Consider the following 23,314-nt stretch of genomic DNA (forward strand, 5'->3'; position numbering starts at 1 on the left):
AGGAATGATTGCTGAATCATGCTTCAAGGAGGCTGGACATGATGGAACCCATCCCGTATATAAATCAATCCTGGTCCTATCAGGGAATAGATGGTGCGGCATCTTCTCAAGAACTGCGCCAGGCACGTGTGATATTGCAGAATGAGCTCCAGGAACTGTTGTCCGCTTCCTTGTCGCCGATTGAATGGTACCAGACGGTAAATGAACTGCATGACAGGGTTGCTCGGCGGGCAGTAGAGTTATGCATCCAGGGGATGGTAGAGGAAGGCTTAGGCCGACCTCCCGTCCCCTATGCCTTTATCGTATTTGGCAGTTCCGGCAGGCAAGAAGCGACGTTATGGAGTGATCAGGATAATGGCATGATTATCAGCGATACCCCGGATGAGGGGAAAGAGGTATATTTTGCCGAACTTGGACTTCGAATGACCGATATGTTGGAGGCACTTGGCTACGCCAAATGTGAAGGCAAAGTGATGTGCTCGGAGCCTTTATGGAGGAAAACGCTGGAGTCATGGAAGGAACAACTGAAAGCATGGGGATCGGACCTGTCATGGGAGCCGGTTCGCAATCTGATTATCGCTTCAGACATGCGTTTTGTTGCAGGTGAGCCACAGCTTGCGGAGGAATGGATTTCTGCATTTTACGAAGGATTCAGATCGGTTCCTGAGCTTTCTGATGCTGTGCTGCGCAATACCGTTAAACATAAGGCAACACTGAACATCCTCGGAAGGGTAGTGACCGAACGATTCGGTGAACATGCAGGTGGATTCGATGTGAAATACGGCTTGTATATTCCGCTGGTGAACAGTGCGCGTTTTCTGGCTTTACAGCATGGTATCAAAGAAACGTCCACGCTCAAGCGGATTCAGAGATTGGTATCACTCGAAGCAGTTCCGCTTACTTTGTTGGATTCAGCTCAGCGAGCCTTTATGACGGCTTTGAAACTGCGACGCAGTACACCCGTTGTGATGAAACAGGGGTTACAGCATAGCGGTGGTTTCCTAAATGAGAGACAGTTGAAGGAAAAACAAATGCTTTATGAACTCCGGGATACGTTAGGGTTGGTGCGGCGAGTACATCGTGCGCTGCAAAGACAACTTCGTTTTGCAGAAAGGAGACGTCCATGAGAGAGCCGGCAAGGGGCAATACTGGATTCTGGAATTCGCTGCGCCAGGGAGGGGTTCCTTCCGCCATCGCTTCCATAATGGGAGCCCCTACGGCGCAACATATGGCGTTCATCCGTTCGATGATGAGAGAACAGCGCAGACCCGAGGTACTGCACACACCCTTGAACGAATTGAATGCTGTCGTATTCGATCTAGAAACGACGGGCTTCTCTCCTCAGCATGGGGATGAGATCCTTTCCTTTGGGGCGGTGCGTATTAATGGCGGTGTGATGTTGGAGAATGAGCAGTTCTATACGTTGGTTCAGTCCAAAGTCTCCGTTCCGGAACATATTACTGAACTGACGGGAATTACTCAGGAAATGACGATGCATGCTCCGTCGTTGCTAGAAGGCTTGCATGACTTCATGTCTTTTGTTGGCGGGAGTGTACTGGTTGCCCATGCAAGCGCGCATGATCGGGCTTTTCTGAATGCGGCCTTGTGGCGGACATCCAAAGTAAGGTTAACGCACCGGCTCATCGATACGATAATGCTGGCACGTTGGCTAGAACCAAACAGGCCGGGCTATGGTCTGGATGAATTGCTGGAATCCAAAAGCATTCCGATCTATGGACGCCACCACGCTTTGGAGGACGCCAAAATGACAGCACAGTTATGGTCCTGTTATCTGGAGGATATGTCTCGCAAAAATGTAGAAACATTGGGTGATCTGTACACCCAGTTAAGTCACGCATAGCTGGGCGGGCTGTAAGCTGTATGATTGGTCATGGCTCATTCCAATGCTTGAATCAACATTTGAATGAATTTGATAACCATTTAGAAGCATATTTGATTGTGTACCAGTTGTCTGATCAGGCGAGCCTATAAAATAGACCTTGAGTAATCCAGCGAAAATCGGTAGGTTACGCAGATCCTCATTGGAAGGTACGGGAGTGGTTCGGGGGTGGGAGTGAAAGAGTCCGATAAGTTGTGGCTCATTGAACACACACCGGATCCATTCTGCATCATCCAATGCAAAATGGTGCAGCGGGTCAGGCGCTACGTTACGAATGGGCTGAAACCGACTGATTCGTATGCCGCCCGCTGCGGCTTCACCCAGCACAACCCCGCAGGTTTCCTGTGGCAGTGAAGCGAACATGTACTTAGACATCTCCTGTTCTACGGAGGAAGGGATGTATAAGGTGTTTTGCTGCCCGTGAAGTGCTGCCATTTGTATTCACCCCTCTCTCTTTGGCTCCTGCTTCGGCAGGAGTCCTTTTTTATTTTATTTTGTGTGACTCCGATTGTAAAATTTTAAAGGAAAAGGGTACAATATGATAGAGATCTTGAAATATCTCACATGTTAGAAGAGCGTGAATCTCAATATGTTTGATTATACAAAAGGGTGGCTGGTCATGAAACGAAATATATACATACTGCTGGGTGTTGTTTTGCTTGTGGGCATTGCTTTGGCCCAAAATGCAGATAACGGAATCGCAGCCGTGTTTAAGCAAGAGGAGCCAATGCCGACGGAGACGGGGCCTAAAGCGGGTTTACTGGCACCAGCATTCTCTTTGAAAGCCATGGATGGGAAAACCTACGCTGTAGGTGGAGCCAAGGAAAAGGCCATCTTCGTCAGTTTCTGGGCATCCTGGTGTGAACCATGCAAGCAGGAAGCTCCTGCGCTCAATACATTGGCAGCAAAATACAAGGATAAACTGGATCTCTACGGTGTGAATGTAACTTCGTACGATAAAATCAGGGATGCCAAAGCTTTTGTAGATGAATACAAACTGACGTTCCCTATTCTGCTTGATGAAGACGGAACAGCATATGCCAAATATAACGGTTTAGCTTTTCCGACGAATGTACTGATTGATTCCCGAGGTGTCGTTCAGGAAATTATCTTGGGGATTTTGCCTGAGAAAGAGCTGGAGCGCAAAATCAAGGAGTTAATTGCGGATTAACCAAGCAAGAAGCTAGCCAAGCAAGAAGCTAGCCAAGCGAGAAGCAAAAGCGCCTGTCTTCCAATGTTTTTTGGAGACAGGCGCTTCTTTTATTTTCCGGGAAATATGCATTAATGGTTGCTTAGTCCGTGAGCAGGGATGTTGACTACGCCAGGCTCGTCCTGCAATTTTTCCTGAAGAAGGGCATAACGGAAACTGTGTACGAGGGCTTCCCAGCTCGCTTCAATCACGTTCTCGGATACACCGACCGTATTCCACGTGTTTTCTGTGTTTTTGGATTCAATTAATACACGAACCTTTGCGGCAGTAGCATCTTTCTCATCCAGAACACGTACTTTATAGTCGGACAGATGCATGTTGGCAAGGGAAGGGAAGTACTGCACAAGTGCTTTCCGAAGTGCGTTATCCAGTGCGTTGACCGGACCGTTTCCTTCAGCTGCGGTATACGCACTTGTTCCGCCTACGTTAAGTTTAACAAAGGCTTCAGAAACAACAGACTTGCCAGCCGCTTTTTCAACAAGCATCTTGAACGATTCAAAGGTAAACAATTCTTTCATGTCACCGTTGGCTTCACGAATCAACAATTCAAGAGAGGCATCGGCGCCTTCGAACTGATAGCCCTGATGTTCCAGATCTTTAATTTTCTCAATGATCTGACGTGAGTTAGCACTGCTTGGATCGAATTCAAGACCCAGTTCCTGTGCTTTGGACACAATGTTACTTTGTCCTGCCAGTTCGGAGACGAGCACACGCTGTTTATTACCAACCAACTCAGGAACGATGTGTTCGTAAGTTCGGGAATCACGCAAGATGGCAGAGACGTGAATACCGCCCTTGTGAGCGAAAGCAGCATTTCCGACATAAGGCTGGTTGATTGGCATATTTACGTTGGCAATCTCACTGACATAACGGGCAACATTCGTGAGCTGTCTCATTGAATCCTCAGAAACGCACTCATATCCAAGCTTCAGTTGCAGGTTAGGGATAATGGAAGCCAGATTAGCATTACCACATCTCTCTCCATAACCGTTCATCGTACCTTGCACCTGTCTGGCACCAGCTTGTACAGCGCTTAAGGTGTTGGCTACAGCAAGTTCACAGTCATTATGTGTATGAATGCCCAGCTGGGCTTGCGGAAGTCGTCCAGCGAGAGTGGACACGATCTCGTACACTTCATGCGGCATCGTTCCACCGTTGGTGTCACACATTACAAGCCAGTCCGCTCCAGCTTCATGGGCTTTGGTCAATACAGCCTGTGCATATTCTGGATTGTTCTTAAATCCATCGAAGAAATGCTCTGCATCAAAAATGACTTCCATATCGTTTTGTTTCAGATAGGCAATGGAGTCGTAGATCATCGACAGATTTTCTTCCAAAGTAGTCTGCAAAGCAGTGTGTACGTGGAAATCCCACGATTTTCCTACCAGAGTCGCTGCCTGAGCACCGGATTCAATCATGCGCTTCAAGTTGGCGTCTTCACTGGCGATGCTACCTTTACGACGCGTACTGCCAAAAGCGACAACCTTCGCGTTCAGGTTCAGTTCCTTGACTCTTTTGAAAAACTCAATGTCCTTGGTGTTGCTGCCTGGAATTCCGCCTTCAATATAATGAGCACCCAGGTCATCGAGCTTCTTGGCAATTTTGAGCTTGTCATCTGCCGATAAGCTGACTCCCTCCCCTTGTGTGCCGTCACGTAAAGTCGTATCGAAGATGGAGATGGCCTTTGACATGAAGATCCTCCTTTAAGATGAAGCGCTTTTTTTAGAAAGTTTAATGGTGTGTTTAAAAAACATATGGGCATGTTGGTGACGAATCCTTCGATTCTGTACCGCTACACTGTATTAAATTCAAAGTGTAGATTTGTCCTAAAATCGTGAATTTGTATAATTAATTATTATAGCACCATTATCGCCAAATGCTACATCGAATTCACCATTTGGTGTAACAAATGATGGATTGTAGAGTTAAGTGAGCTGTAAACGTAGTCTTGTAATATGTTATGCTTCATCTAAATACAAGTATTCCAGGATTGCATAGGGATTCAAATCCTGTCTTTATAAATGGAGGGAAGAGGATGCATTTTGTGTGGGAGAATACAATTATTTCATTCATTATAATTGCTATTATCGTCGTTGCCGTGTGGGGTATCATTCGATCGATCGTTAAATCTCGCCGATAACAAGGGGATATAAATGATTTTTACATAAGGGAATTTGATATAATAGAGTAGAGATTGCATGTAACGGAATTGTGTATACGAAAGGGCGGTGGGGATCATGTCTTCAGACCAAACGCATAACAACATTAATGTAGATCGATATTATCCTACCGCCGGACGAGTGATTTTGCATGTCGATATGAATGCTTTTTATTGCTCTGTACATGAAGCCGAGGAACCGGAATTATATAGAGGAAAAGCGACGGCCGTTGCTGGCAGTAGTGAAGTGCGCAAAGGTGTCATTGTAACTTGTTCTTACACGGCACGAAGCAGGGGTATTTCCACAGGTATGGTCGTTCATCAAGCATTGAAGAAATGTCCTGACTTAATTGTGATTCGTCCGGATTTTCATTTATATCGTAGGTATTCGAAAGAATTCATGAAAATAGCTTACAGTTATACACCATTGCTTGAAGCGACCTCAATCGATGAGTGTTACCTCGATATTACGGGGTCCAGACAGTTTGGTACACCGCTGGAGATTGCGGAAAGTATTCAGACCAGAATCCGGGATGAGCTGGGGATGCCCTGTTCGATCGGAATTGCACCCAACAAGCTGCTTGCCAAGATGGCCTCTGATTTGAAAAAGCCTAATGGCATTTCGATTTTGCGGATGAGGGATGTACCTCAGATTTTGTGGCATAGACCTTGTAACGAGATGTTTGGGATCGGGAAAAAGACAGCGGAAAAGCTGAAGAAGCTGGGCATTGAAACCATAGGCCAGCTGGCCAAATCAGACGAGCGGATGTTAACCGATGTGTTTGGAATTAATGGTTCTTGGTTAAAAAATTCAGCAAACGGCATTAATCATTCGGCAGTTCAGGCTGAACGTGAAGCGAACAAATCGATCGGACATACAACAACGCTGCCTGCGGATATATCTGAAATGGATGATGTACATCGGGTGTTGTTGAATATAAGTGACCAGGTTGCCAGACGGTTGCGCAAGCACGAAATGCTCAGTCAGGGCATTCAGATTACGATTCGTACACCGGATATGAAGACGATTACGAGATCACGGATGATGGAAGTGCCTACTGAAGATGCTTCGATCATATACCGGGAGGCCTGTGCTTTATTTGCGAAACATTGGCGCGGCGGGAAGCCTGTTCGTATGTTGGGTGTGACCCTCCAAACGCTGATTCCACGTGAGGAGTCCGCGATACAGCTTGATCTGTTTGAATATGAGCAGAAACCGAAGAAGGAAAACCTGATTCGCATTATGGATCAGTTACGTGACAAATTTGGTGAGAATGCTGTCGTTACAGCTGGCATGCTGGGGGATGATCCTTCCGTATTACTGCGCAATCATAAAGTCCGGGGAACATCGCTGCAAAAAGATAATTTGCAAAGTCTCGATTAAATAGGGCATAATGGAGTCTTGAGGCTGTTAAAATTATTTGTAATAACTCTTACTTTGTATTAATATGTTTCTAGATAAAAATACTGTACGTTTTTGAATAATAGGAGGAGAGATTGGTAATGAGTAAATTTACTTGGGTAGAAAAAGATACATGTATTGCGTGCGGAGCGTGCGGAGCAACGGCGCCAGACATTTATGACTATGATGATGAAGGTTTGGCAGAAGTGATCTTCGATGGAGATGCCAACAAAGGGATCAAAGCAATTCCGGATGACTTGTTCGACGACATGCAGGATGCTTGCGACGGCTGCCCTACGGACTCCATTAAAGTTGCGGATGAACCTTTCAACAAAGAAGGTTAATTCCTTTCATATGAACATACAAGAGTACATTCTTCTGTCATTGGGACAGTCGAATGTGCTTTTTTTGTCGAATGTTGAGGCTTAGATCCGGGTACTCAAGTCCTATGGATTTCTTGTCATCATTTGCCGATATATATAGAAACGGAAAAAGGCGAAATGATGGAGGATCGGATGCAAAATACTCATCTACGAACATATGTAAAGAAACATCCAGATAATAAAATGGCCTGGTATTTACTCGGTAAGGAATATTTGGGTGAAGGGCAGGAAGCCAAGGCGAACTATTGTTTTCAACAGGCGGGTGAAGTCTACGAGGCTTTCGAACGAAGCAAGGCACCGGCAGATATATGGGTGGATTATCAGGAGAAGCTGGTTGAGATGGCTGAGCAAAAGGAGAAAAAACATCGTGTTCGCAAGATGTGGCTTACCCTGCTTATGCTGCTTGTACTGGCAGGATTACCACCTGCAGACGCTCCTGGTTTCAATCGGGATGCAGCCGAGGCTTTGGCTTCAGCGTTGGAATCGACGGACGATTCCATGGATAGCGAATCAGGGAATAACCCGATGGAAGACTTGGCTCTTGTTGCAAAATCCAATGTGTTTACAGCTGGAGCATTCGGTGGAGGGGACCAGGGTGAGGCTGCACTTGCAGCTGCATGGTCAGGCTCTGGTGCGAAAGTACAGACATCGGCTGTGCTTGGAATGCAGGTCGCAGGTAACTGGACATTATGGAAGCGAAATATGGCGGTGAAATACATCGTTCAGACAAACAGCAGTGGCAAATTAACGGCACAGAGTTATGATGCCAAACAGTGTAACTGTGAACCGCCGGAAGTATCACCGGAGATCAAGCGTCTGGCACAAGCCTGGACAGCCAAACAGGAATCCGCTGCAGCTCTGTCGAGTGCAATGATTACATATAAAAAACAAAACGGTAGCTGGCCGAAAAGTGTGGCGCAACTTGCCCAGCCGTTTCCAAATAATATTCTGGGCGATACTGCACCTGGCATGACCCGGATGTTTTCGGCACTACTTGCCATGCATCAACAAGGGCAAATGGGAAAAGGGAAAAACACAGGTGAGGGAACACGTGAAGGTTCAGATTTGCCGCAAGGCAAAAACGCTGCATTTGTGGATACGTTAGGCGGAAAGCCTTTTTTACAGGATCGGCTTGAAATCATCGTGGACAAGAGCAGACATAAGCTTGCGCTGATTAGTGGCGACACCATTATTCGTAATTACGAGGTGGGGCTCGGAGGAGATCGCACTCCAGAGGGTTCGTTTGTCATTTCAGACAAGGTTGTAAATCCAAATGGTCGCTCTAATGGCGAATTTGGAAGTAGGGGCATGCAGCTATCGGAGACGAATTATGCCATCCATGGGACCAACGAGCCAAACAGTATCGGGCTGGATGAATCCCTTGGATGTGTGAGAATGAGTACTGAAGATGTGGAAGAGCTATTTGCTCTTGCTCCTCAGGGAACTCCGGTACGCATCGGGAAAGATCTGCTGCCAGAGACAGCTATGGTTCCAGAAGCGAAGGATCGCTACCGGTACACACTTGTTCCCAAGCAAAATAATCCGAATAAGACGTATCATTGGTTGAATTAAACGATAAACCAAGTGATTCAGACCGAAGAAAACGTAAAATCCATGCTGGATTGGTATGTAGATGCAGAAACAGTCGGTTGAAGCATTTACAGGTTGGCGATAATAATAAGCGCACCAATGATAATGATCAGTCCACCGACGCTGGCTGCGGTCCAGATAATGGCTTTCCGGTTGACCTCATCTTTCTTTTGCTGCAAAGTAGGTGGTTTGCGTTTGGGAGCCATGGGCTGTTCCTCCTTCATGGAATAAGGCTATATAGATGTAGCCATGCTCCCATTGTAAAGAATTCAACTCGCCATTTCCAGTAGGCGGGTGGATTTCTTGTGAGCATTTTGCATAATACGATTCCTTCTGTCTATGCTCAAACTACTTTCCTTTTGAAGAAGAAACGGATAGACTTGTGTATAGAGTGTTTTTTTACATATGAAAAAGACGGAAAGCAGTTTTTTCAGCGTACCGGACCAGAACGGAGTGAGTGATTTGTTATACAGAAGTCTTGCTAAACCCTTGTTGTTCAAAATGGACCCTGAGCAGGCCCATCATCTAATTATCGGCGGCCTCAGTGGAATGGGGAGTATTCGCCCGGTTCCTTCCGGTTTGCGTGTCATGTATGGCGTGCGTGAAACATCGGATCTGGCTGTGGATATGTTTGGATGTCATTTTCCTACACCTGTAGGACTTGCGGCTGGTTTGGACAAAAACGGACAGGCTGTAACGGGCTTTTCTTCCATCGGGTTTGGCTTCATGGAAGTGGGCACAGTCACACCGCTTGCACAGCCAGGTAACGACCAGCCACGGTTATTCCGCCTGCCTCCCGATGAGGCATTGGTGAACCGGATGGGATTCAATAACCTTGGAGCCGAAGCGATGGCGGGTGAATTGGCACGCCTCACGGAGCGCCGTATTCCAGTGGCCGTAAATATAGGTAAAAATAAGGCGACATCGAATGAAGAAGCACATTTGGATTATGCAAAATGCATTCGAGCGCTATACGATTATGCGGACCTGTTTGTGGTGAATATCAGTTCACCAAATACACCGGATTTGCGTAATCTGCAACATGGGAATGAACTGAAGGAATTGCTTGCCGCTGTGATGAATGAGATGGAGACGCAGCGCAAGAGAGCGGGCGGTTCCGTTAAAACGGTACTGGTCAAAATCGCACCTGATGTGAATGACCAGGAGCTTCAATATATGGTAAGTACCATTGCAGATAGTGGAGTTGCCGGTATCATCGCAACGAATACAACGATCAGCCGCGAGGGTCTGTCTCATCAGCATGCTAAAGAGACAGGTGGACTAAGTGGCAAGCCGCTGCGTGATCGTTCCACGGAAATCATTCGCCAAATCTATCGCCAGACAGAAGGCAAACTGCCAATCATCGGATCGGGGGGCATTTTCACAAGCGAAGATGCTTACGAAAAGATTAAAGCAGGGGCCAGCCTGGTGGAAATATATACGGCATTGATCTATGAAGGACCTGAAGTGAACCGGCGCATTCATGCCGGACTGCGTGAATTGCTGCGCAAAGACGGTTACAGTCATATTTCGGAAGCTGTCGGTGCAGAGCATCGTTAAGCAATGTTTCGGAGTTCCCCGGATTGGAAATTAGAAGCGTGGAAGAGGGTAATGTCGTACGGGACTCTTCCCCCCGCTTAACATCATGTATAATGGATAAGAACAGGGGAAGCTATAGAGACAGGAGGCATAAGCATGGACGGTAGAGACTGGGGTACATTTTTACTTCCTTATGAACAAGCGGTAGAGGAATTGAAAGTTAAGTTTAAAACGATGCGGGCGGAGCTTAAGAAAAGGGAAGAATACGCCCCGATCGAATTCGTTACCGGTCGTGTCAAAAAAATATCCAGCATTCTGGAGAAATCCAGACGCCTGAATGTGCCGCTTGATCAGGTGGAAACAGGCATTGAGGATATTGCAGGTATCCGCATTATGTGCCAGTTTGTGGATGATATTCGGCGGGTAGCCGAGTATATACGTGGACGTAAGGATTTGACGGTATTAATCGAGAAAGATTATATCACCAATTTCAAAGAAAGCGGCTACCGCAGTTTCCATATGATTATTGAGTATCCTGTTCAGACGGCTCTTGGGCAGAAGAATGTACTGGCCGAGATTCAGATTCGGACGCTGGCGATGAACTTCTGGGCCACGATCGAGCACTCCCTTAGTTACAAGTTTCGGGAGAGTCTGCCGGATGATATGCGCGCACGATTGAAAAAGACGGCGGAAGCCGCTTTTGTACTCGATAATGAGATGTCGGCGATCCGTCTGCAAATTCTGGAGGCGCAAAAGGCCTTTGAAGATGACTCAAATATTGTATCAAGAACGCTGAGCATCATACATCAATTGTATTTCTACCACCTCGTGAACGAAGCGATAGAGGCACAAAAGCGCTTCAATGACTGCTGGGAGCGTCATGATATGGAAGGGTTAAAAGACCTTCTGGATGATGTAAAAGCACTTCTGAATGCGGCTAGAAAGGGCGAAAACCCGGATGAGCAGCTATGAGCCGCTGTATGTTGACTATCTGATCTACTTCAATCGCGATCGGGACTACTTTGAATGCCATGAGGTATTGGAAGAACTGTGGCTTGAACGGGATCGAGATTCTCTGTACAAAGGATTGCTACAGATTGCAGTGGGGCTGTATCATTTCAGGAATGATAACCTTCGCGGAGGACGCATGATGTTACAGAGTTCGGTAGATCTGTTAAAGTCATATCCGGAAACTTCGCGAGGTATTGCCCTTGGACCGTTGGTGCAGGAAGTACAGGAGCTGGTTCATGGACTTTCGGGTCCTGAGCCGCAGAAGTTTCCTTACAGAGACTTGCATATTCAGATTCAGGATGAGGTACTGGTGCAGGAGGTTCGAGAACGTGCTCTTGAACTGAAGCCTAATATTCCCCAACGCCGGAGTCCTACACGTGGACGAATCTATGAAGAGAAGATGAAAGCATTGCAGCAGGAGCAGAACTTGCAGAGCGAGTAAGCTTGTAATAGAAAGACATCATTCACTTTATCATTAACATGTTCTCAGACATATGATCTTTAAAAAACACCCCGACCGTTCCTCTAGAGGAATTGGCCGGGGTGTTCGATATTAAAGGACATCATTAAAGGTTGGAATGATTCCAGAGCTTGTCCATGAAAAGGACAATATAATCCATGCGGGTCCATCGCAACCACGAAGAGTTATACGATTAGCTTGCTGATGGAGTGGTACTGCCTTTATATTTCTCGAAAAATTGCTTGTAGTCATCCAGTGTATAACCGTTGGCACTGCCATTTTCCTGTAGCCCGCCAACCATGCGGTCTTTCTCAACACCATCCTGATAATATACCAGAGTTGGTGTGTACTCAATGTTATAATCGGTCCAACCGGAATCGAATTCACGCAGATTGAACTGAGGCAGTTGAATCCCTTCCTCATCGACCAGTGGCATCAACTGAGGTGTTGTCGCACGGCAGTGTGAGCAGTCGGAGGCGAAGAAATATACAAAGAAGCTGTCTTTGTTATCAATTCTGGCTTTCAGATCATCAGGCAAAATGATTTGTTGGTAGTTCGGATCGTCCAGCAATTCGCGTGTTGCGGGATTAAGCTTGGAGGCGGCGATGCCATAAGCATTCCCCACGGCGTCCATTTGTTTCTTGGATTGCTGGTTCACCAGGACAAGTGCTGCAATCAAAACGACGAAAATACCCAGGAAAATAAGGATCGCAGCGCTTTTCTTTTTCTTCTTGGATTTCATTAAGACATCCCCCATCGATCATATCGAAATATAGTTTTGGCAAAAATACAAGATGGGATAATATGCATAAACACCCGAATTTTTGCACATCAATCAATCTACTTGCCATTATACTACATTACACGCTGTAGTGGAATATATATGATGTATGAAGCAATAGGAAAGCAATGCCCTGATATGATAACATAGAACTATATGCAATTTTAACAAGACAGGATGAGTGGAATTATGGCTGTACAGCTGCCTTCGATATTTGCCGAGCGAATGAAAAGCTTGTTAGGCGATGAATTTGAACAATTTATGAAATCTTATGAGCAGTCGCCACATGCGGGGCTGAGAGTGAATACGTTAAAAATATCGCTGGAACAATTCAAGGAAATTGCTCCATTTGATATGCGACCCATTCCGTGGTGCGGAACGGGTTTTTATGTGCCTCATGGAGTTAAGCCGGGGTTACACCCTTATTATCATGCGGGTTTGTATTATATCCAGGAACCAAGCGCCATGGCCCCAGTTGAATTATTGGATGTGAAACCCGGGGAACGCGTGCTGGATCTATGTGCGGCTCCTGGCGGGAAAACAACCCAGATCGCTGCCAAGCTTCAGGGGAAAGGTGTGCTCGTTACGAATGATATCCATGCGGAACGTACGAAAGCCCTCGCCAAAAACGTGGAAATGTATGGAATACGCAATGCCGTTGTATTGAATGAATCACCGGAACGGATTGCGAATGCATTTTCTCATTATTTTGATAAAGTGTTAATCGATGCGCCTTGTTCGGGTGAGGGTATGTTCCGTAAAGATGAGGACATGGTGAAATCCTGGGAAAATCATTCGGTGGAAAAATGTGTGCTGATGCAGCGCGATATTCTGGAGACTGCGGCCAAACTGCTTGCTCCAGGGGGTACCATCGTATATTCCACATGTACATTTGCACCAGAGGAAAATGAAGCGATGATAGCGGAATTCCTGAACATCAATCCTGATTTTGTGGTGAATGACATCCCGGAAAGTGCAGGATTTGCGCCAGGACGTCCGGAATGGGTGCGGCAGATGTTGCCCGAAAAAGCAGAAGAGACGGAATCTGTGCTGGACCAAACGCGCGGCACTGCGAGGTTGTGGCCTCATCTCTTGGAGGGGGAGGGACATTATGTTGCTGTATTGCAGCATCGTGCGGAATCTCTTATCGAAGAAGACGGAAATCAAGAAGAGGGCAGCGTTTTACAAAATGGACAGGCAGTGGGCGCAGATTTCACCGAACCAAGTGAATTGGTAGAACCATTTATCCGTGTATCTGCACCAATCAGTAAAGAAGAGCGGAAACGGGAACGTCTAATGAGAACCGAATCTAGAGAACGCGATAATAAGCATACCCGTGGTGGCAAGGCTCAGGGAAAACAGGGCAAAGGAAACGAACGTGGTGGTCGTAAAAACGAACGGGCTCAGGGGCGAGGAACCGACCAGGCAAATGTCGATCTAGGAACGGTGTATGCTCAATTTGTACAAGAAAATCTGGAAATCGAGCTTGCTGGAGAAACGGTGTATTATGGCGATCGAGTGTATCAATCTTCTGTGGGTGCTGCCCGTCTGGAAGGGCTCAAGGTTATTCGACCAGGGTGGTTTATGGGTACCGTAAAGAATGGGCGATTTGTGCCCTCTCATCCGCTTGCATGCGCTTTGAATGCAGCCGAAGCCCAGAGATCCGTTAACCTATCTTCCGCAGACGGTGAAGCAGTAAGGTATCTCAAAGGAGAGACGTTGAACATCGAAGAATCACGAGTTGAACGTCAAGCAGATACGGCGGCCAAAGGTTATGTGTTGGTGTGTGTGGACGGATTTGCGGCTGGCTGGGGGAAATGGCTGGATGGTGTACTGAAAAATGAATATCCGGCAGGCTGGAGGTGGACATCGGTATGAGTGGAAAAGGCAAACAAACGCTGCGTCTGGATAAAATATTGAGTCATATGGGCGTGGGGTCACGAAGTGAGCTCAAAAAGATGGTAAAACAGGGCAGAATCCGTGTGGACGGTAAACCGGTGAAAGACAGCGGTGTGCAGGTTAATCCAGACGTAAACGTAATTGAAGCTGACGGAGAGCGGATTGTGTATCGTGAAATGATCTACCTGATGCTTCACAAACCACCTGGCGTGGTGTCGGCAACCGAAGATAATCGGGATAAAACGGTGATTGATCTGCTGCGTAAAGAGGAGCGTGTCTTCGATCCGTTCCCTGTGGGACGACTCGACAAAGATACCGAGGGCCTGCTCATTCTAACGAATGATGGGCCACTTGCCCATGATCTGTTGTCCCCGCGCAAACATGTGCCCAAGACGTATGAAGCCCGTGTGCTGGGAAATGTTGAAGAAGAAGATATTGAAAAATTCAAAGCCGGCATTCAGCTGGATGATGGATATGAGACGTTGCCTGCGGAACTGACTGTGCTGGATCGTGAGGAAACGGAAGAGGGCGTGTTTTCTTCCATTTCATTGATCATTCATGAGGGCAAGTTCCACCAGGTGAAGAGAATGTTCCAGGCTGTTGGCAAACGTGTGGTTTATCTGAAACGTGTTGCCATGGGTGACCTGGAGCTGGATGCCAATCTTGAAATTGGCAGTTATCGCGAATTAACCGCTGACGAGTTAGAACGTTTGCGGAAGTAATAGTTCCCTACTTCGCGAAGCGAAGCAAGGAGTCTGGGCAGTGTACGAAGCCTTGCCCACCGTGCCAAAGGTGCGTCAGCTCCCGTCCTTCGCGAAGCGGAGCAGGGAGCCGGGCAGAAGGCGAAGCCCTGCCCGTAATGGTCCCGCTTGAGCTTGGGCGGGGCCGCCGCTGTCAAGCGGCAGACCCGGCAACCAAGCGCTCCCACACCGACCGTCACATAGCAAGATCGAAACCGCCGCCGGTAAACGAGACGGGAGTCCAGAGGGCAGAGCCCTATGGGCCCTCCCTCGGAAGGGAGGGTTTGGGTGGGTGCGACTCTTTTACAGATAAGGAATGAAGACAATGACAATTAAATTAATCGCACTGGATGTCGATGGAACGCTGCTTAATGATCATCATGAACTTACCGAATTGACACAAGAGACCTTAATTCGTGCTTCCCGTCAGGGAGCTGAGATTGTTCTGTGTTCAGGCAGAGGTCCTGCGAACACGATCCCGTTTATGGAGCAGATGGGACTTGACGGATATGTCATTACACATAATGGGGCAGTAACTGCACAGGTTCAGACTCGTGAAGTGGTGCACCATTTTGCCATGGATGGACAGGGGCTGGAGCCTTTTATATCTTACTGCCGTGCGCAAGGTGTACATTTTGACATCAACACGGCGTTTGGACTCTATGTGGATCAGCCCGAAGGTTTGGAGTTGCAGGTACGCGAAATGTATCAAAACTTCATGGCAGAGCCATTAAAGCTGCCGCAATGGGCGGATATGACAGAGCCACTTGCGAAATTCACAGCGTTTGGATCCATCGAGCAGATGAATGCGGTGCAACAGGAGTGGTCCACCTGGAATCTTCCATATTATATGACGCGTAGCGGTGATTTTTTCATTGATCTGATGCATCCAGAAGCCTCCAAAGGTGCAGCTCTAAAAAGACTAGCCGAAGCAAAAGGAATTCTGCCTTCCGAGATCATGGCGGTAGGTAACTACTACAATGACATCACCATGTTGACCTTTGCAGGCAAAGGGGTTGCGATGGACAATTCCCCGGAAGAAGTCAAGGCAGCTGCGGATGAGGTTACACTTTCGAACAACGATCAGGGTGTGGCCCACGCTATCCAAAAATATGTGTTGTCCGTCTAATAGTTCGCTCTTAAAATCTGAATAGCGTTGTATCTTATAAACTGTCGCTCTCAAGGGTAACCTAATAGAATAACGTTAGGAACCGAGGAGGACAGGTGCATGGAACTGAAAGTAGAGCTGATTCCTGATCTTCGAACATCAGGTGGCGAAGTACAGGATATTATGGTGGGCGGTCAATATATGGGTTCGCTGCTGCTTGTATTCAGGGAAGGGGATCGGGTATCCGGCAGCCTTCAGATTGAGCAGAATTCGCTACCTGACGAGACAGAACAATATATTGTGGAGCAGGTGCACGAATATATTCGTTCTCTCGCGGATGCGGTAAGTGCTGCTGAGTATGAAGTGCTTGTAAGCTGCGGTACACTGTATTCTGTGTTACAGAAGCCAGAGTCTCAAACGGATATGTTCAATCAGTCGTCACGGTCTGAAGATAGCTACAGTCACGATGGACAGAATGATCGGGCTGGTGTAAATGAAGTACACGTCATTCCTGGCTCACAAGCCGAATCATTTACATATGAAGACCCGGAACATTTGCTTGAAATGGAGCTGGTAAGCGCCGGACGCAGCATATCTACCTATGTATTTAATGACGCCAATGGACAGGAACTGGCTGAAGCCTCCCTGAAACAATATGGCGCTGATGTGCAGGGTGAGATCCATTGGTATGATGAACCGGCAGAGAATTATCAGGATGCGGCTGCCGAGCTGCTGGTACGAGAGCTGGATGAAGAAATCATCGATACAATTACGATCCGCATGTGGCATCAAGGGCAGGAGATGGAATCGGTGGAATGGGTGCACCGGGATTTTGCGGATGAGGATGAGATAGAGTCCGAAGAAGATCTCGAAGAGATTGAAGCTGCTGAAGAAGCCTGTTATGTCATGTTGGTGCGCAAAGATCGGGAGTTTCGGGTATATGAACTGTTTCTACAAGAACGCGGAGGGTTACCTGTAGGTACAGCAACGATTGATACCTCAGAAGCGGATTTGTCAGGCTATATTGATTATCAGGTACCCGGCACAAGTGTTCAGCGAAAGAGTCTGGTTGAAGTTCTGATGCGAGAGCTGGACAAAGAGCTTGAGTTTGATACATTACATCTCACGATGTTATACCGTAATCAAATTATCGATGAAGCGAAGATTGAAGGGTAAGAGGCACAGCCTCTTGCCTTTTTTTTTCTTTTTGACGAACAAGCCATTTCCCGGTATAGTACCATTAGTTTAAGAGAGACCTGGAAGTGGAGGAGAATCATGAAGCACTCATTCAGTATCACAACAGACTACATCAATGATGAATTTAAGGCATTGCAGGCTCAGCCGGAAGACACGGAGGATGTGATGTCCCTGCTCATGGAAACAGCCGAGTGGTTGCGGAGCCAGGGCTCTTCTCAATGGAATGCTTTGTTAAAAGGTGAGGATTCTCATAATACGGCGGAGGCCATTCAGCGTGGCGACGTATTTGTATTTAAAAAGGGTTCTGACGTAGCTGGCATGGTTATTTTGATGAGCCAGCCAAGTGCATGGGATGTGCATTTATGGGGAAGCAAAGCGCATGCCGGGGATGGTGCACTTTATCTGCACCGATTAGCCATTCGCAGGAAGTACGCGCAGAGTGGATTGGGAAGGGCGATTTTGCAATGGTCTAGCAGCGGGATCCAGTTTGAGGACAAACATATTGTCCGATTGGATTGCGGAGCCGAGAACGCGACATTGAACGCATTCTATGGGCGTAACGACTATACCTTTGTGGGAGAGACAGACGGCTTCAGTACGTACGAGAAGGCGGTCACACACTTGTCTGTATAAACGCTGTATTCAAACATAAGAAGTACATTCAAAAAGCCGGGGGCTACCATTGCTCACTGGCTTTCATTTGTATGTCGGCAAAAGAGGCTTAACTTTCAAAATCATACATCCGCTTCTTAGCCGAGCATCTTCTGAATATGTTGTATATACGACTCCGAAGTGAGGGCGTACGCTCAAACAAGATGAATAAGATAACGTATAGTAGAATAAAGGCAGACAGAGAGCGATGATTTCCATTGGAATTGCCCTCAGTACCTAACAGTACTCGTAATATCGTCAGCGTCAGATGCAACATGGTACAATTGATATTGAAATGAATTCTATTATTCGGCTGTAAATGAGCGAGTGATAAGAAATCTCATTTTGTACCTTTACTGAACATATGTTCTGATATATCATGATTGAAGATGTAATGAAAAGATTTATGCTAGAAAGGGGGAAACTAACGGTGAGATTGCTGCAGGCGCTTTTCTTTCCTCCGGAGCAGCCCGGAGGTGTATCCTCTATGATTCCGTATATGCAAGAGAGGTTTACAACCCCGAGGTGGGAGATGGATCTGTTCTCGTTGCCTAAGCGAATTCGCAACAAGGGCAGGGAAGATATCCAGTTTGAGACGTTCGATTGGACCCAATATCAGGATAGTCCTGTCGTGCAAAAATATATGCAAACCTACCGGGATTATTTGTGGTGGACCAAGCTGCGTATTCAGAAGCCTTACGATCTGATTCATGCCCATCATCCTATTGCGGGGCTTGCAATGAAGAAGGTTTTCCCGGATGTTCCTCTCATTCAAACGATCCACTCCAGTTATGAGCGAGAGCTGATACTGAATGGACGCATTGAGCCGAACGGACCGGAGCATCAATTCCTGCTGGCCATCTATGGTGAGCTGGAGCACCAGGCAGAGCGGTTGTTAACAGTATCGGATTCTTTCCGTCGTTATCTGGCGCCTTATGTACAGCACCCCGAAGTTATCGGTGTGATTCCGAATGGTTTTGATGAGAAAAGGTTTAAGCCAATTCCCCATGAGAATGCGATACCACAGCTGGTCACGGTATGCCGTCTGGTTCCGGCGAAAGGGCTGGATATTCTGTTCAAAGCCTGTGCCGAACTGAAAGCCCGGGGACATGATTATGTGCTTCATATTATTGGGGACGGACCGATCCGTCCAGACTTGGAAGAATTGGCCCAGCGGCTGGGCATTTATAATGAGACTATTTTTTATGGTTACACGCTGCACCCTGAGGAATTCATGCCATTTTTTGATATCTTTGTACTTCCTTCGCGGGCGGAGGCGTTCGGGTCTGTTTTCGCGGAAGCAGCGCTTAGCTGTCTTGCCCTTGTAGGTACAGATGTTGGCGGCATACCCGAACAGATCGAGAACGGCAGTAACGGCTTGCTGGTGCCTTCAGAAGATCCGTCTGCACTGGCAGAAGCGCTGGAGAAGGTGATGGTTGACCCGGCGTACCGTTATGAGCTCGCTCGTTCGGCATGCGAGAAGGCCAAAACCCATTACTCTTTGGGCAGATCGGTCAATGAACTGAAAAAAATGTATTTGCAATTCTCGAGCCAGTTTTAACTTCTGGAAAGGGAAAAGAAGGAAGCCGCTGTGTGAACAGCGGCTTTTTTTATGTTTAGGGAAATGATACTTCGCAACAAAAATACGTTGTTATAGGTGTTTGTTACGACCTCGAAAGCTTCCCCATCGATCCATTACTAATTTTGCACCCCAGACCAGTGCCAAACTGCCGAAAATGGGGTAAAGGATAGAGAGCAGGGAGCTGAACCCAAACTGGCTAAGCGAATAACATAGCAGCATGATGGCCAGTATGATTAGTTTGGGATGTACGTGGACATGCTGTCTGAGTTGGAGGGTCATTCCATAAATATCGGCTACAAATGTACTGAAGATTTCCATAAAAATCAGGGATACATAGATAGACTGGACTACCCATCCAAGTTGAAAGGCAATGCTGCCCATTGGAATTTCAAATTGCGTGATGCCAGGCATCTGGGCTGACATGGCGAAGTGGGCTGCCATAAGCATGAATCCTACACCAATCCCGCCCAGAACGCCGCCCCATTTCAGTACCTTTCGGCTGCGAATCTGATTCCCCACCGGAACAAGAACAGCTTGGGCAAGTGCCAGGTTGAATGAAGTATACAACAGAGGAGATAACCAGACCTGGATTGGATTGCTGTCCGTGGTTAATGTAATAAATCGGTTTGCGCCGGGATGATGTATGGTGCTGGTGATCATAAGCAGAGAGAGCAGGAGCATCATTGGCACTACGATACTGTTCATTTGCAGAATAGCCTGAATGCCCCGTCCAAGCAGCAGATATGTACCGATAAGGGTAACAATCAGTCCGGTCTGGTAATGAAGCCCCAGATGCTCTACAAAGACCGACCCTGCTCCGGCCAGCATGACACTGTTTACTCCGATGAGAATAAGAAGGGTAACCCAGGTAATCCAGTTTCCTGCTTTATGACCGAATAGATGTTTGTTGAGATCTTCGTATGAGCGCGAGCCGGTATCATGGGCAATCAGCATCATTTTTGTACCTAACCAGACAAAGAGCATGGTCGATAAGCCAATGGTAATGGTGGCCCATTTGCCATACTGGGTAAAAAACTGCAATATCTCCTGTCCTGTTGCAAAGCCGGCTCCTACTACCGTTCCAATGTATGTAAATGCGATCTGCAGCACCCGAAATGCCTGTTTCATGCGTTTCCCCTCTCAGGCCCCTGAATAGTTTGGACATGCGGGTGCCATGGTACAAGGTATGCTTGACCCATCAAAGTCATGACAATTGAAGTGTGACATAGGGTCATTTCTATGCTCTGGACAAGAGCAAAGGCAATTTCGCTTGAACTGATAGCCGGATCTATGATACTTTTACGTCATAGGATAGGCTTGGGAGGTCAAATTATGGAAGTATTGAAACAACGAATTTTACAAGAAGGTGTAGTCATGTCAGATCAGGTGCTGAAGCTGGATGGTCTGCTGAATCACCAGATTGATCCTGCATTGACGATGGAAATGGGACGTGAATTTGCCGCTCGTTTTCGTGAAAGTGGTGTAACTCGGGTCATTACAGTGGAGTCTTCCGGGATTCCGGTCGCCTTTGCTGCCGCACATGAACTGGGTGTTCCTCTGGTATTTGCCCGTCGCAAAAAAACACTTTTGGCTGACCCCGACGCCTACTGTGAAAGAGTACCTTCTTTTACGAAAGGGATCGTAACAGATATTATGGTGTCCCGTGAATATATTCATGAGAATGACCGTATTTTGTTTATTGACGATATCATTGCGAATGGCGATGCCGCTCGTGGTGTCATCAAAATTATCGAACGTTCGGGTGCGGAACTGGTCGGATTCGGTGTCGTGGTCGAAAAATGTTTTCAGGCCGGAGCGCGCACTATTCGTGAGCAGGGTATCCCGGTTGAAGCGTTGGTGCGCATTCGTTCACTGAACGATGGCACCGTGCAATTTGACGATAACGAATTGTGACTTTTTAAAGGAAAAAGTGCCTATTTTTATAACAATGCCTTTGCATGACCGCTGATTTCATTTATAATGGGGTTATGTTAGGGAGAGGAGGCAACACCATGGGTAACCAACCGGCAACAGAACAATTTTTTATTGATAAGCTGGCGGAATCGAAAGTACATTTTGAGCGTGCCCTGGATTGTAAACATACGGAATTCGATGACCTTTATCCCTATATGATTGAACATCCTCAATTTTTCTGGTACAAACGCTACGTTGCCTGGTCAGAATTGCTGACGATTGTAGGCTTGTGCGAAGAGTTGTCCTTCTCTTGGAAAGAACAATTTACACCGCATCAAGTGGAGTACCTTGAAGAACGTGTGATGTCCGCCAAAGTGCTTGATTTTTGGTTTGAGAAGAACGACAGCAAAGAGCACGCGCAGCGGTAACTTTCAGTCGGGACATACTTTCGAATGACATGACAGTCCAATACAGTCACGTGAGACCTAAATGACTTTTCATTTAGGTCTCTTTTTGTAAATAATTTTTTTGGGAAAGTAGGCGCCATAAATATGATCAGTGATGCACAATTGGATGCACTGCGTTTATCGGGTGAAAAAGTAAGGGTAGTACGGGACGAGATTCAGTCCAATGATGTGACAGGTATTGTAGTGGCTTGGGACGGGGAGCAGGTACTCATTCGCCGTCAGAATCGTCGTGTGGTCAAGCTTGATCGGAATTACCGATATCAATTGTTCAGCGAACCACGCGAGAGCCTGCTCGAAGAATAGGACATGCCTATTTAGGTTCATTTACCATGGATGTTTTGGCATAATTACACCTCTCGGGAGAGAAGATAGGTACAGTGAGAGCTTGTAACATATCAGCCGAGAGGATGTGCGGTAACCATGACACTGATGAATGATAAGGTTCATGCCTATAAAGATCAGATTGGTGAATTAAGCGATGTGCTACCAGCAGTGGTGAAGTCTTATCATGAGTTCACTGGAGAATGCTTTCAGGCAGGGGCGATTGATGCCAAGACCAAACAGCTGATTGCGCTGGGTATTGGACTGTTTGCGAACAATGAGGTATGTACGTTTTACCATGTGGAAGAGGCACGTGCCAAAGGAGCGACCGATCAGGAGATTATGGAGACGGTTGCTGTGGCTGGAGCGGTAGGCGGAGGCCATGCGCTGTCTCAGGGTGCAATGAGAGTACAGAAGGCTTTACATTAAGTATAGAAGTCTACAGCACACCGGATTTGTAAACAAAAGCCCCAAACAAAGAGGAGGTCCCGGATTCACCCGGAGCCTCCTCTTTGCACTATATCAAATCAAACTTATATTTTGCCCAGCATTTTGTTATACATAAATTGTCCTGTTACCCGGCGTGCTGTTACGTAACGATCGTTGAAGTAAGGATTGGATAATTGTGTGATGCTGACACCCTTGCTGCTTGAAGCATGAGCGAACTGTCCGCCCCCAATATATACACCTGTATGTGAAATGCCATTGCCCATCGTATTAAAGAATACCATGTCACCAGTACGCAGATTAGCTTTGGATACCGGAGTTCCGGCCTTAGCTTGTTGCTGGGAAGTGCGTGGTAATTCAATGCTATATTTGTTGAAAATATATCTCATAAATCCAGAGCAATCAAATCCGGCCATTGTTGTGCCACCCCATTTGTAAGGTATGCCTGTCATGTTGTTAACGACGGTGTTGATACTGCTTGCCTCTGTGCTTGCTGCACCGGATGTAAATAGAACTGCTGCTCCAAAAATGGAGATGATAAGCTTTTTCAAAAT

25 protein-coding genes are annotated in these 23,314 nt (G+C 46.9%); 19 read left to right on the forward strand and 6 right to left on the reverse strand.

What is annotated here, in order from left to right; all coding sequences use genetic code 11:
* Positions 1 to 32: 32 nt before the first annotated feature.
* Both PTQ21_RS15500 and PTQ21_RS15505 read left to right on the forward strand, forming a co-directional pair.
* Positions 33 to 1,127, forward strand: coding sequence for a DUF294 nucleotidyltransferase-like domain-containing protein (locus PTQ21_RS15500; RefSeq protein ID WP_371121402.1), 1,095 nt, complete (start codon positions 33 to 35; stop codon positions 1,125 to 1,127).
* Positions 1,124 to 1,861: an exonuclease domain-containing protein gene (locus PTQ21_RS15505; protein ID WP_274570389.1), complete on the forward strand. Its 738-nt coding sequence runs from the start codon at positions 1,124 to 1,126 to the stop codon at positions 1,859 to 1,861. Before PTQ21_RS15500 ends, PTQ21_RS15505 begins: the two co-directional genes overlap by 4 nt.
* Here PTQ21_RS15505 and PTQ21_RS15510 read toward each other — a convergent pair.
* Positions 1,847 to 2,335, reverse strand: a complete 489-nt coding sequence (locus PTQ21_RS15510; RefSeq protein ID WP_274570390.1) for a M67 family metallopeptidase — start codon at positions 2,333 to 2,335, stop codon at positions 1,847 to 1,849. The two genes, PTQ21_RS15505 and PTQ21_RS15510, sit on opposite strands and share 15 nt — an antisense overlap.
* Before the next feature lie 184 nt (positions 2,336 to 2,519).
* Between PTQ21_RS15510 and PTQ21_RS15515 the strand changes: the two genes are divergently transcribed.
* Positions 2,520 to 3,071, forward strand: coding sequence for a TlpA family protein disulfide reductase (locus PTQ21_RS15515; RefSeq protein ID WP_064640973.1), 552 nt, complete (start codon positions 2,520 to 2,522; stop codon positions 3,069 to 3,071).
* Positions 3,072 to 3,181: 110 nt separating this feature from the next.
* Here PTQ21_RS15515 and cimA read toward each other — a convergent pair whose 3' ends face one another.
* Positions 3,182 to 4,801: a citramalate synthase gene (gene cimA / locus PTQ21_RS15520; RefSeq protein ID WP_274570391.1), complete on the reverse strand. Its 1,620-nt coding sequence runs from the start codon at positions 4,799 to 4,801 to the stop codon at positions 3,182 to 3,184.
* A 546-nt stretch (positions 4,802 to 5,347) separates the two neighbouring features.
* Between cimA and PTQ21_RS15525 the strand changes: the two genes are divergently transcribed.
* From PTQ21_RS15525 to PTQ21_RS15535, 3 genes are all read left to right on the forward strand, one after another.
* Positions 5,348 to 6,652 carry a DNA polymerase IV gene (locus tag PTQ21_RS15525; RefSeq protein ID WP_072732307.1) on the forward strand — a complete coding sequence of 435 codons (1,305 nt, stop codon included), beginning with the start codon at positions 5,348 to 5,350 and terminating at the stop codon, positions 6,650 to 6,652.
* Positions 6,653 to 6,771: 119 nt separating this feature from the next.
* The gene (locus PTQ21_RS15530; RefSeq protein ID WP_024629252.1) at positions 6,772 to 7,014 is read left to right on the forward strand and encodes a ferredoxin; all 243 of its coding nucleotides are present in this window, start codon (positions 6,772 to 6,774) and stop codon (positions 7,012 to 7,014) included.
* A gap of 222 nt (positions 7,015 to 7,236) precedes the next feature.
* Entirely contained in the window at positions 7,237 to 8,625 is a 1,389-nt protein-coding gene (locus tag PTQ21_RS15535) for a L,D-transpeptidase (RefSeq protein WP_170867763.1), read from the forward strand.
* An 86-nt stretch (positions 8,626 to 8,711) separates the two neighbouring features.
* On the opposite strand, the gene PTQ21_RS15540 is transcribed toward PTQ21_RS15535, so the two are convergent.
* Complete coding sequence (locus PTQ21_RS15540) at positions 8,712 to 8,867, reverse strand: hypothetical protein (protein WP_274570599.1); 156 nt, start codon at positions 8,865 to 8,867, stop codon at positions 8,712 to 8,714.
* A 238-nt stretch (positions 8,868 to 9,105) separates the two neighbouring features.
* Between PTQ21_RS15540 and PTQ21_RS15545 the strand changes: the two genes are divergently transcribed.
* The 3 genes from PTQ21_RS15545 (at position 9,106) to PTQ21_RS15555 (ending at position 11,635) form a co-directional block, all read left to right on the forward strand.
* Entirely contained in the window at positions 9,106 to 10,203 is a 1,098-nt protein-coding gene (locus PTQ21_RS15545; RefSeq protein WP_072733431.1) for a quinone-dependent dihydroorotate dehydrogenase, read from the forward strand.
* A 135-nt stretch (positions 10,204 to 10,338) separates the two neighbouring features.
* Positions 10,339 to 11,154, forward strand: a complete 816-nt coding sequence (locus PTQ21_RS15550; RefSeq protein ID WP_063564788.1) for a GTP diphosphokinase — start codon at positions 10,339 to 10,341, stop codon at positions 11,152 to 11,154.
* Positions 11,141 to 11,635 carry a DUF309 domain-containing protein gene (locus tag PTQ21_RS15555; protein WP_063564787.1) on the forward strand — a complete coding sequence of 165 codons (495 nt, stop codon included), beginning with the start codon at positions 11,141 to 11,143 and terminating at the stop codon, positions 11,633 to 11,635. Before PTQ21_RS15550 ends, PTQ21_RS15555 begins: the two co-directional genes overlap by 14 nt.
* Before the next feature lie 211 nt (positions 11,636 to 11,846).
* On the opposite strand, the gene PTQ21_RS15560 is transcribed toward PTQ21_RS15555, so the two are convergent.
* Complete coding sequence (locus tag PTQ21_RS15560) at positions 11,847 to 12,395, reverse strand: thioredoxin family protein (protein WP_063564786.1); 549 nt, start codon at positions 12,393 to 12,395, stop codon at positions 11,847 to 11,849.
* Between the two features lie 228 nt (positions 12,396 to 12,623).
* On the opposite strand from PTQ21_RS15560, the gene PTQ21_RS15565 reads away from it, so the two are divergent.
* From PTQ21_RS15565 to PTQ21_RS15590, 6 genes are all read left to right on the forward strand, one after another.
* Positions 12,624 to 14,312, forward strand: a complete 1,689-nt coding sequence (locus PTQ21_RS15565; protein ID WP_063564785.1) for an RsmB/NOP family class I SAM-dependent RNA methyltransferase — start codon at positions 12,624 to 12,626, stop codon at positions 14,310 to 14,312.
* Entirely contained in the window at positions 14,309 to 15,055 is a 747-nt protein-coding gene (locus tag PTQ21_RS15570; protein ID WP_063564784.1) for a pseudouridine synthase, read from the forward strand. Before PTQ21_RS15565 ends, PTQ21_RS15570 begins: the two co-directional genes overlap by 4 nt.
* Positions 15,056 to 15,398: 343 nt before the next feature.
* A complete protein-coding gene (locus tag PTQ21_RS15575) occupies positions 15,399 to 16,202 on the forward strand; it encodes a Cof-type HAD-IIB family hydrolase (RefSeq protein ID WP_090948957.1) in 804 nt (267 codons plus the stop codon).
* Positions 16,203 to 16,301: 99 nt separating this feature from the next.
* Positions 16,302 to 17,357 (forward strand): hypothetical protein, encoded by a 1,056-nt coding sequence (locus PTQ21_RS15580; RefSeq protein ID WP_274570392.1) that lies wholly within the window; start codon positions 16,302 to 16,304, stop codon positions 17,355 to 17,357.
* A 99-nt stretch (positions 17,358 to 17,456) separates the two neighbouring features.
* Positions 17,457 to 18,011, forward strand: a complete 555-nt coding sequence (locus PTQ21_RS15585; protein ID WP_072732310.1) for a GNAT family N-acetyltransferase — start codon at positions 17,457 to 17,459, stop codon at positions 18,009 to 18,011.
* 448 nt (positions 18,012 to 18,459) lie between these two features.
* Positions 18,460 to 19,590 (forward strand): glycosyltransferase family 4 protein, encoded by a 1,131-nt coding sequence (locus PTQ21_RS15590; RefSeq protein WP_090948962.1) that lies wholly within the window; start codon positions 18,460 to 18,462, stop codon positions 19,588 to 19,590.
* A gap of 90 nt (positions 19,591 to 19,680) precedes the next feature.
* Here PTQ21_RS15590 and PTQ21_RS15595 read toward each other — a convergent pair whose 3' ends face one another.
* The gene (locus tag PTQ21_RS15595; RefSeq protein ID WP_063564779.1) at positions 19,681 to 20,739 is read right to left on the reverse strand and encodes a YkvI family membrane protein; all 1,059 of its coding nucleotides are present in this window, start codon (positions 20,737 to 20,739) and stop codon (positions 19,681 to 19,683) included.
* Between the two features lie 204 nt (positions 20,740 to 20,943).
* Between PTQ21_RS15595 and PTQ21_RS15600 the strand changes: the two genes are divergently transcribed.
* The 4 genes from PTQ21_RS15600 (at position 20,944) to PTQ21_RS15615 (ending at position 22,742) form a co-directional block, all read left to right on the forward strand.
* A complete protein-coding gene (locus PTQ21_RS15600) occupies positions 20,944 to 21,525 on the forward strand; it encodes a xanthine phosphoribosyltransferase (protein WP_063564778.1) in 582 nt (193 codons plus the stop codon).
* 98 nt (positions 21,526 to 21,623) lie between these two features.
* The gene (locus tag PTQ21_RS15605; RefSeq protein ID WP_024629266.1) at positions 21,624 to 21,953 is read left to right on the forward strand and encodes a hypothetical protein; all 330 of its coding nucleotides are present in this window, start codon (positions 21,624 to 21,626) and stop codon (positions 21,951 to 21,953) included.
* Between the two features lie 123 nt (positions 21,954 to 22,076).
* On the forward strand, positions 22,077 to 22,295 hold the full coding sequence (locus PTQ21_RS15610; RefSeq protein ID WP_063564777.1) for a hypothetical protein: 219 nt from the start codon (positions 22,077 to 22,079) through the stop codon (positions 22,293 to 22,295).
* Between the two features lie 117 nt (positions 22,296 to 22,412).
* The gene (locus tag PTQ21_RS15615) at positions 22,413 to 22,742 is read left to right on the forward strand and encodes a carboxymuconolactone decarboxylase family protein (protein WP_062322073.1); all 330 of its coding nucleotides are present in this window, start codon (positions 22,413 to 22,415) and stop codon (positions 22,740 to 22,742) included.
* A 104-nt stretch (positions 22,743 to 22,846) separates the two neighbouring features.
* On the opposite strand, the gene PTQ21_RS15620 is transcribed toward PTQ21_RS15615, so the two are convergent.
* The gene (locus PTQ21_RS15620) at positions 22,847 to 23,311 is read right to left on the reverse strand and encodes a C40 family peptidase (protein ID WP_064639184.1); all 465 of its coding nucleotides are present in this window, start codon (positions 23,309 to 23,311) and stop codon (positions 22,847 to 22,849) included.
* Between the last annotated feature and the right edge of the window lie 3 nt (positions 23,312 to 23,314).

This window comes from Paenibacillus marchantiae (genome assembly GCF_028771845.1).
GTDB lineage: Bacteria > Bacillota > Bacilli > Paenibacillales > Paenibacillaceae > Paenibacillus > Paenibacillus marchantiae.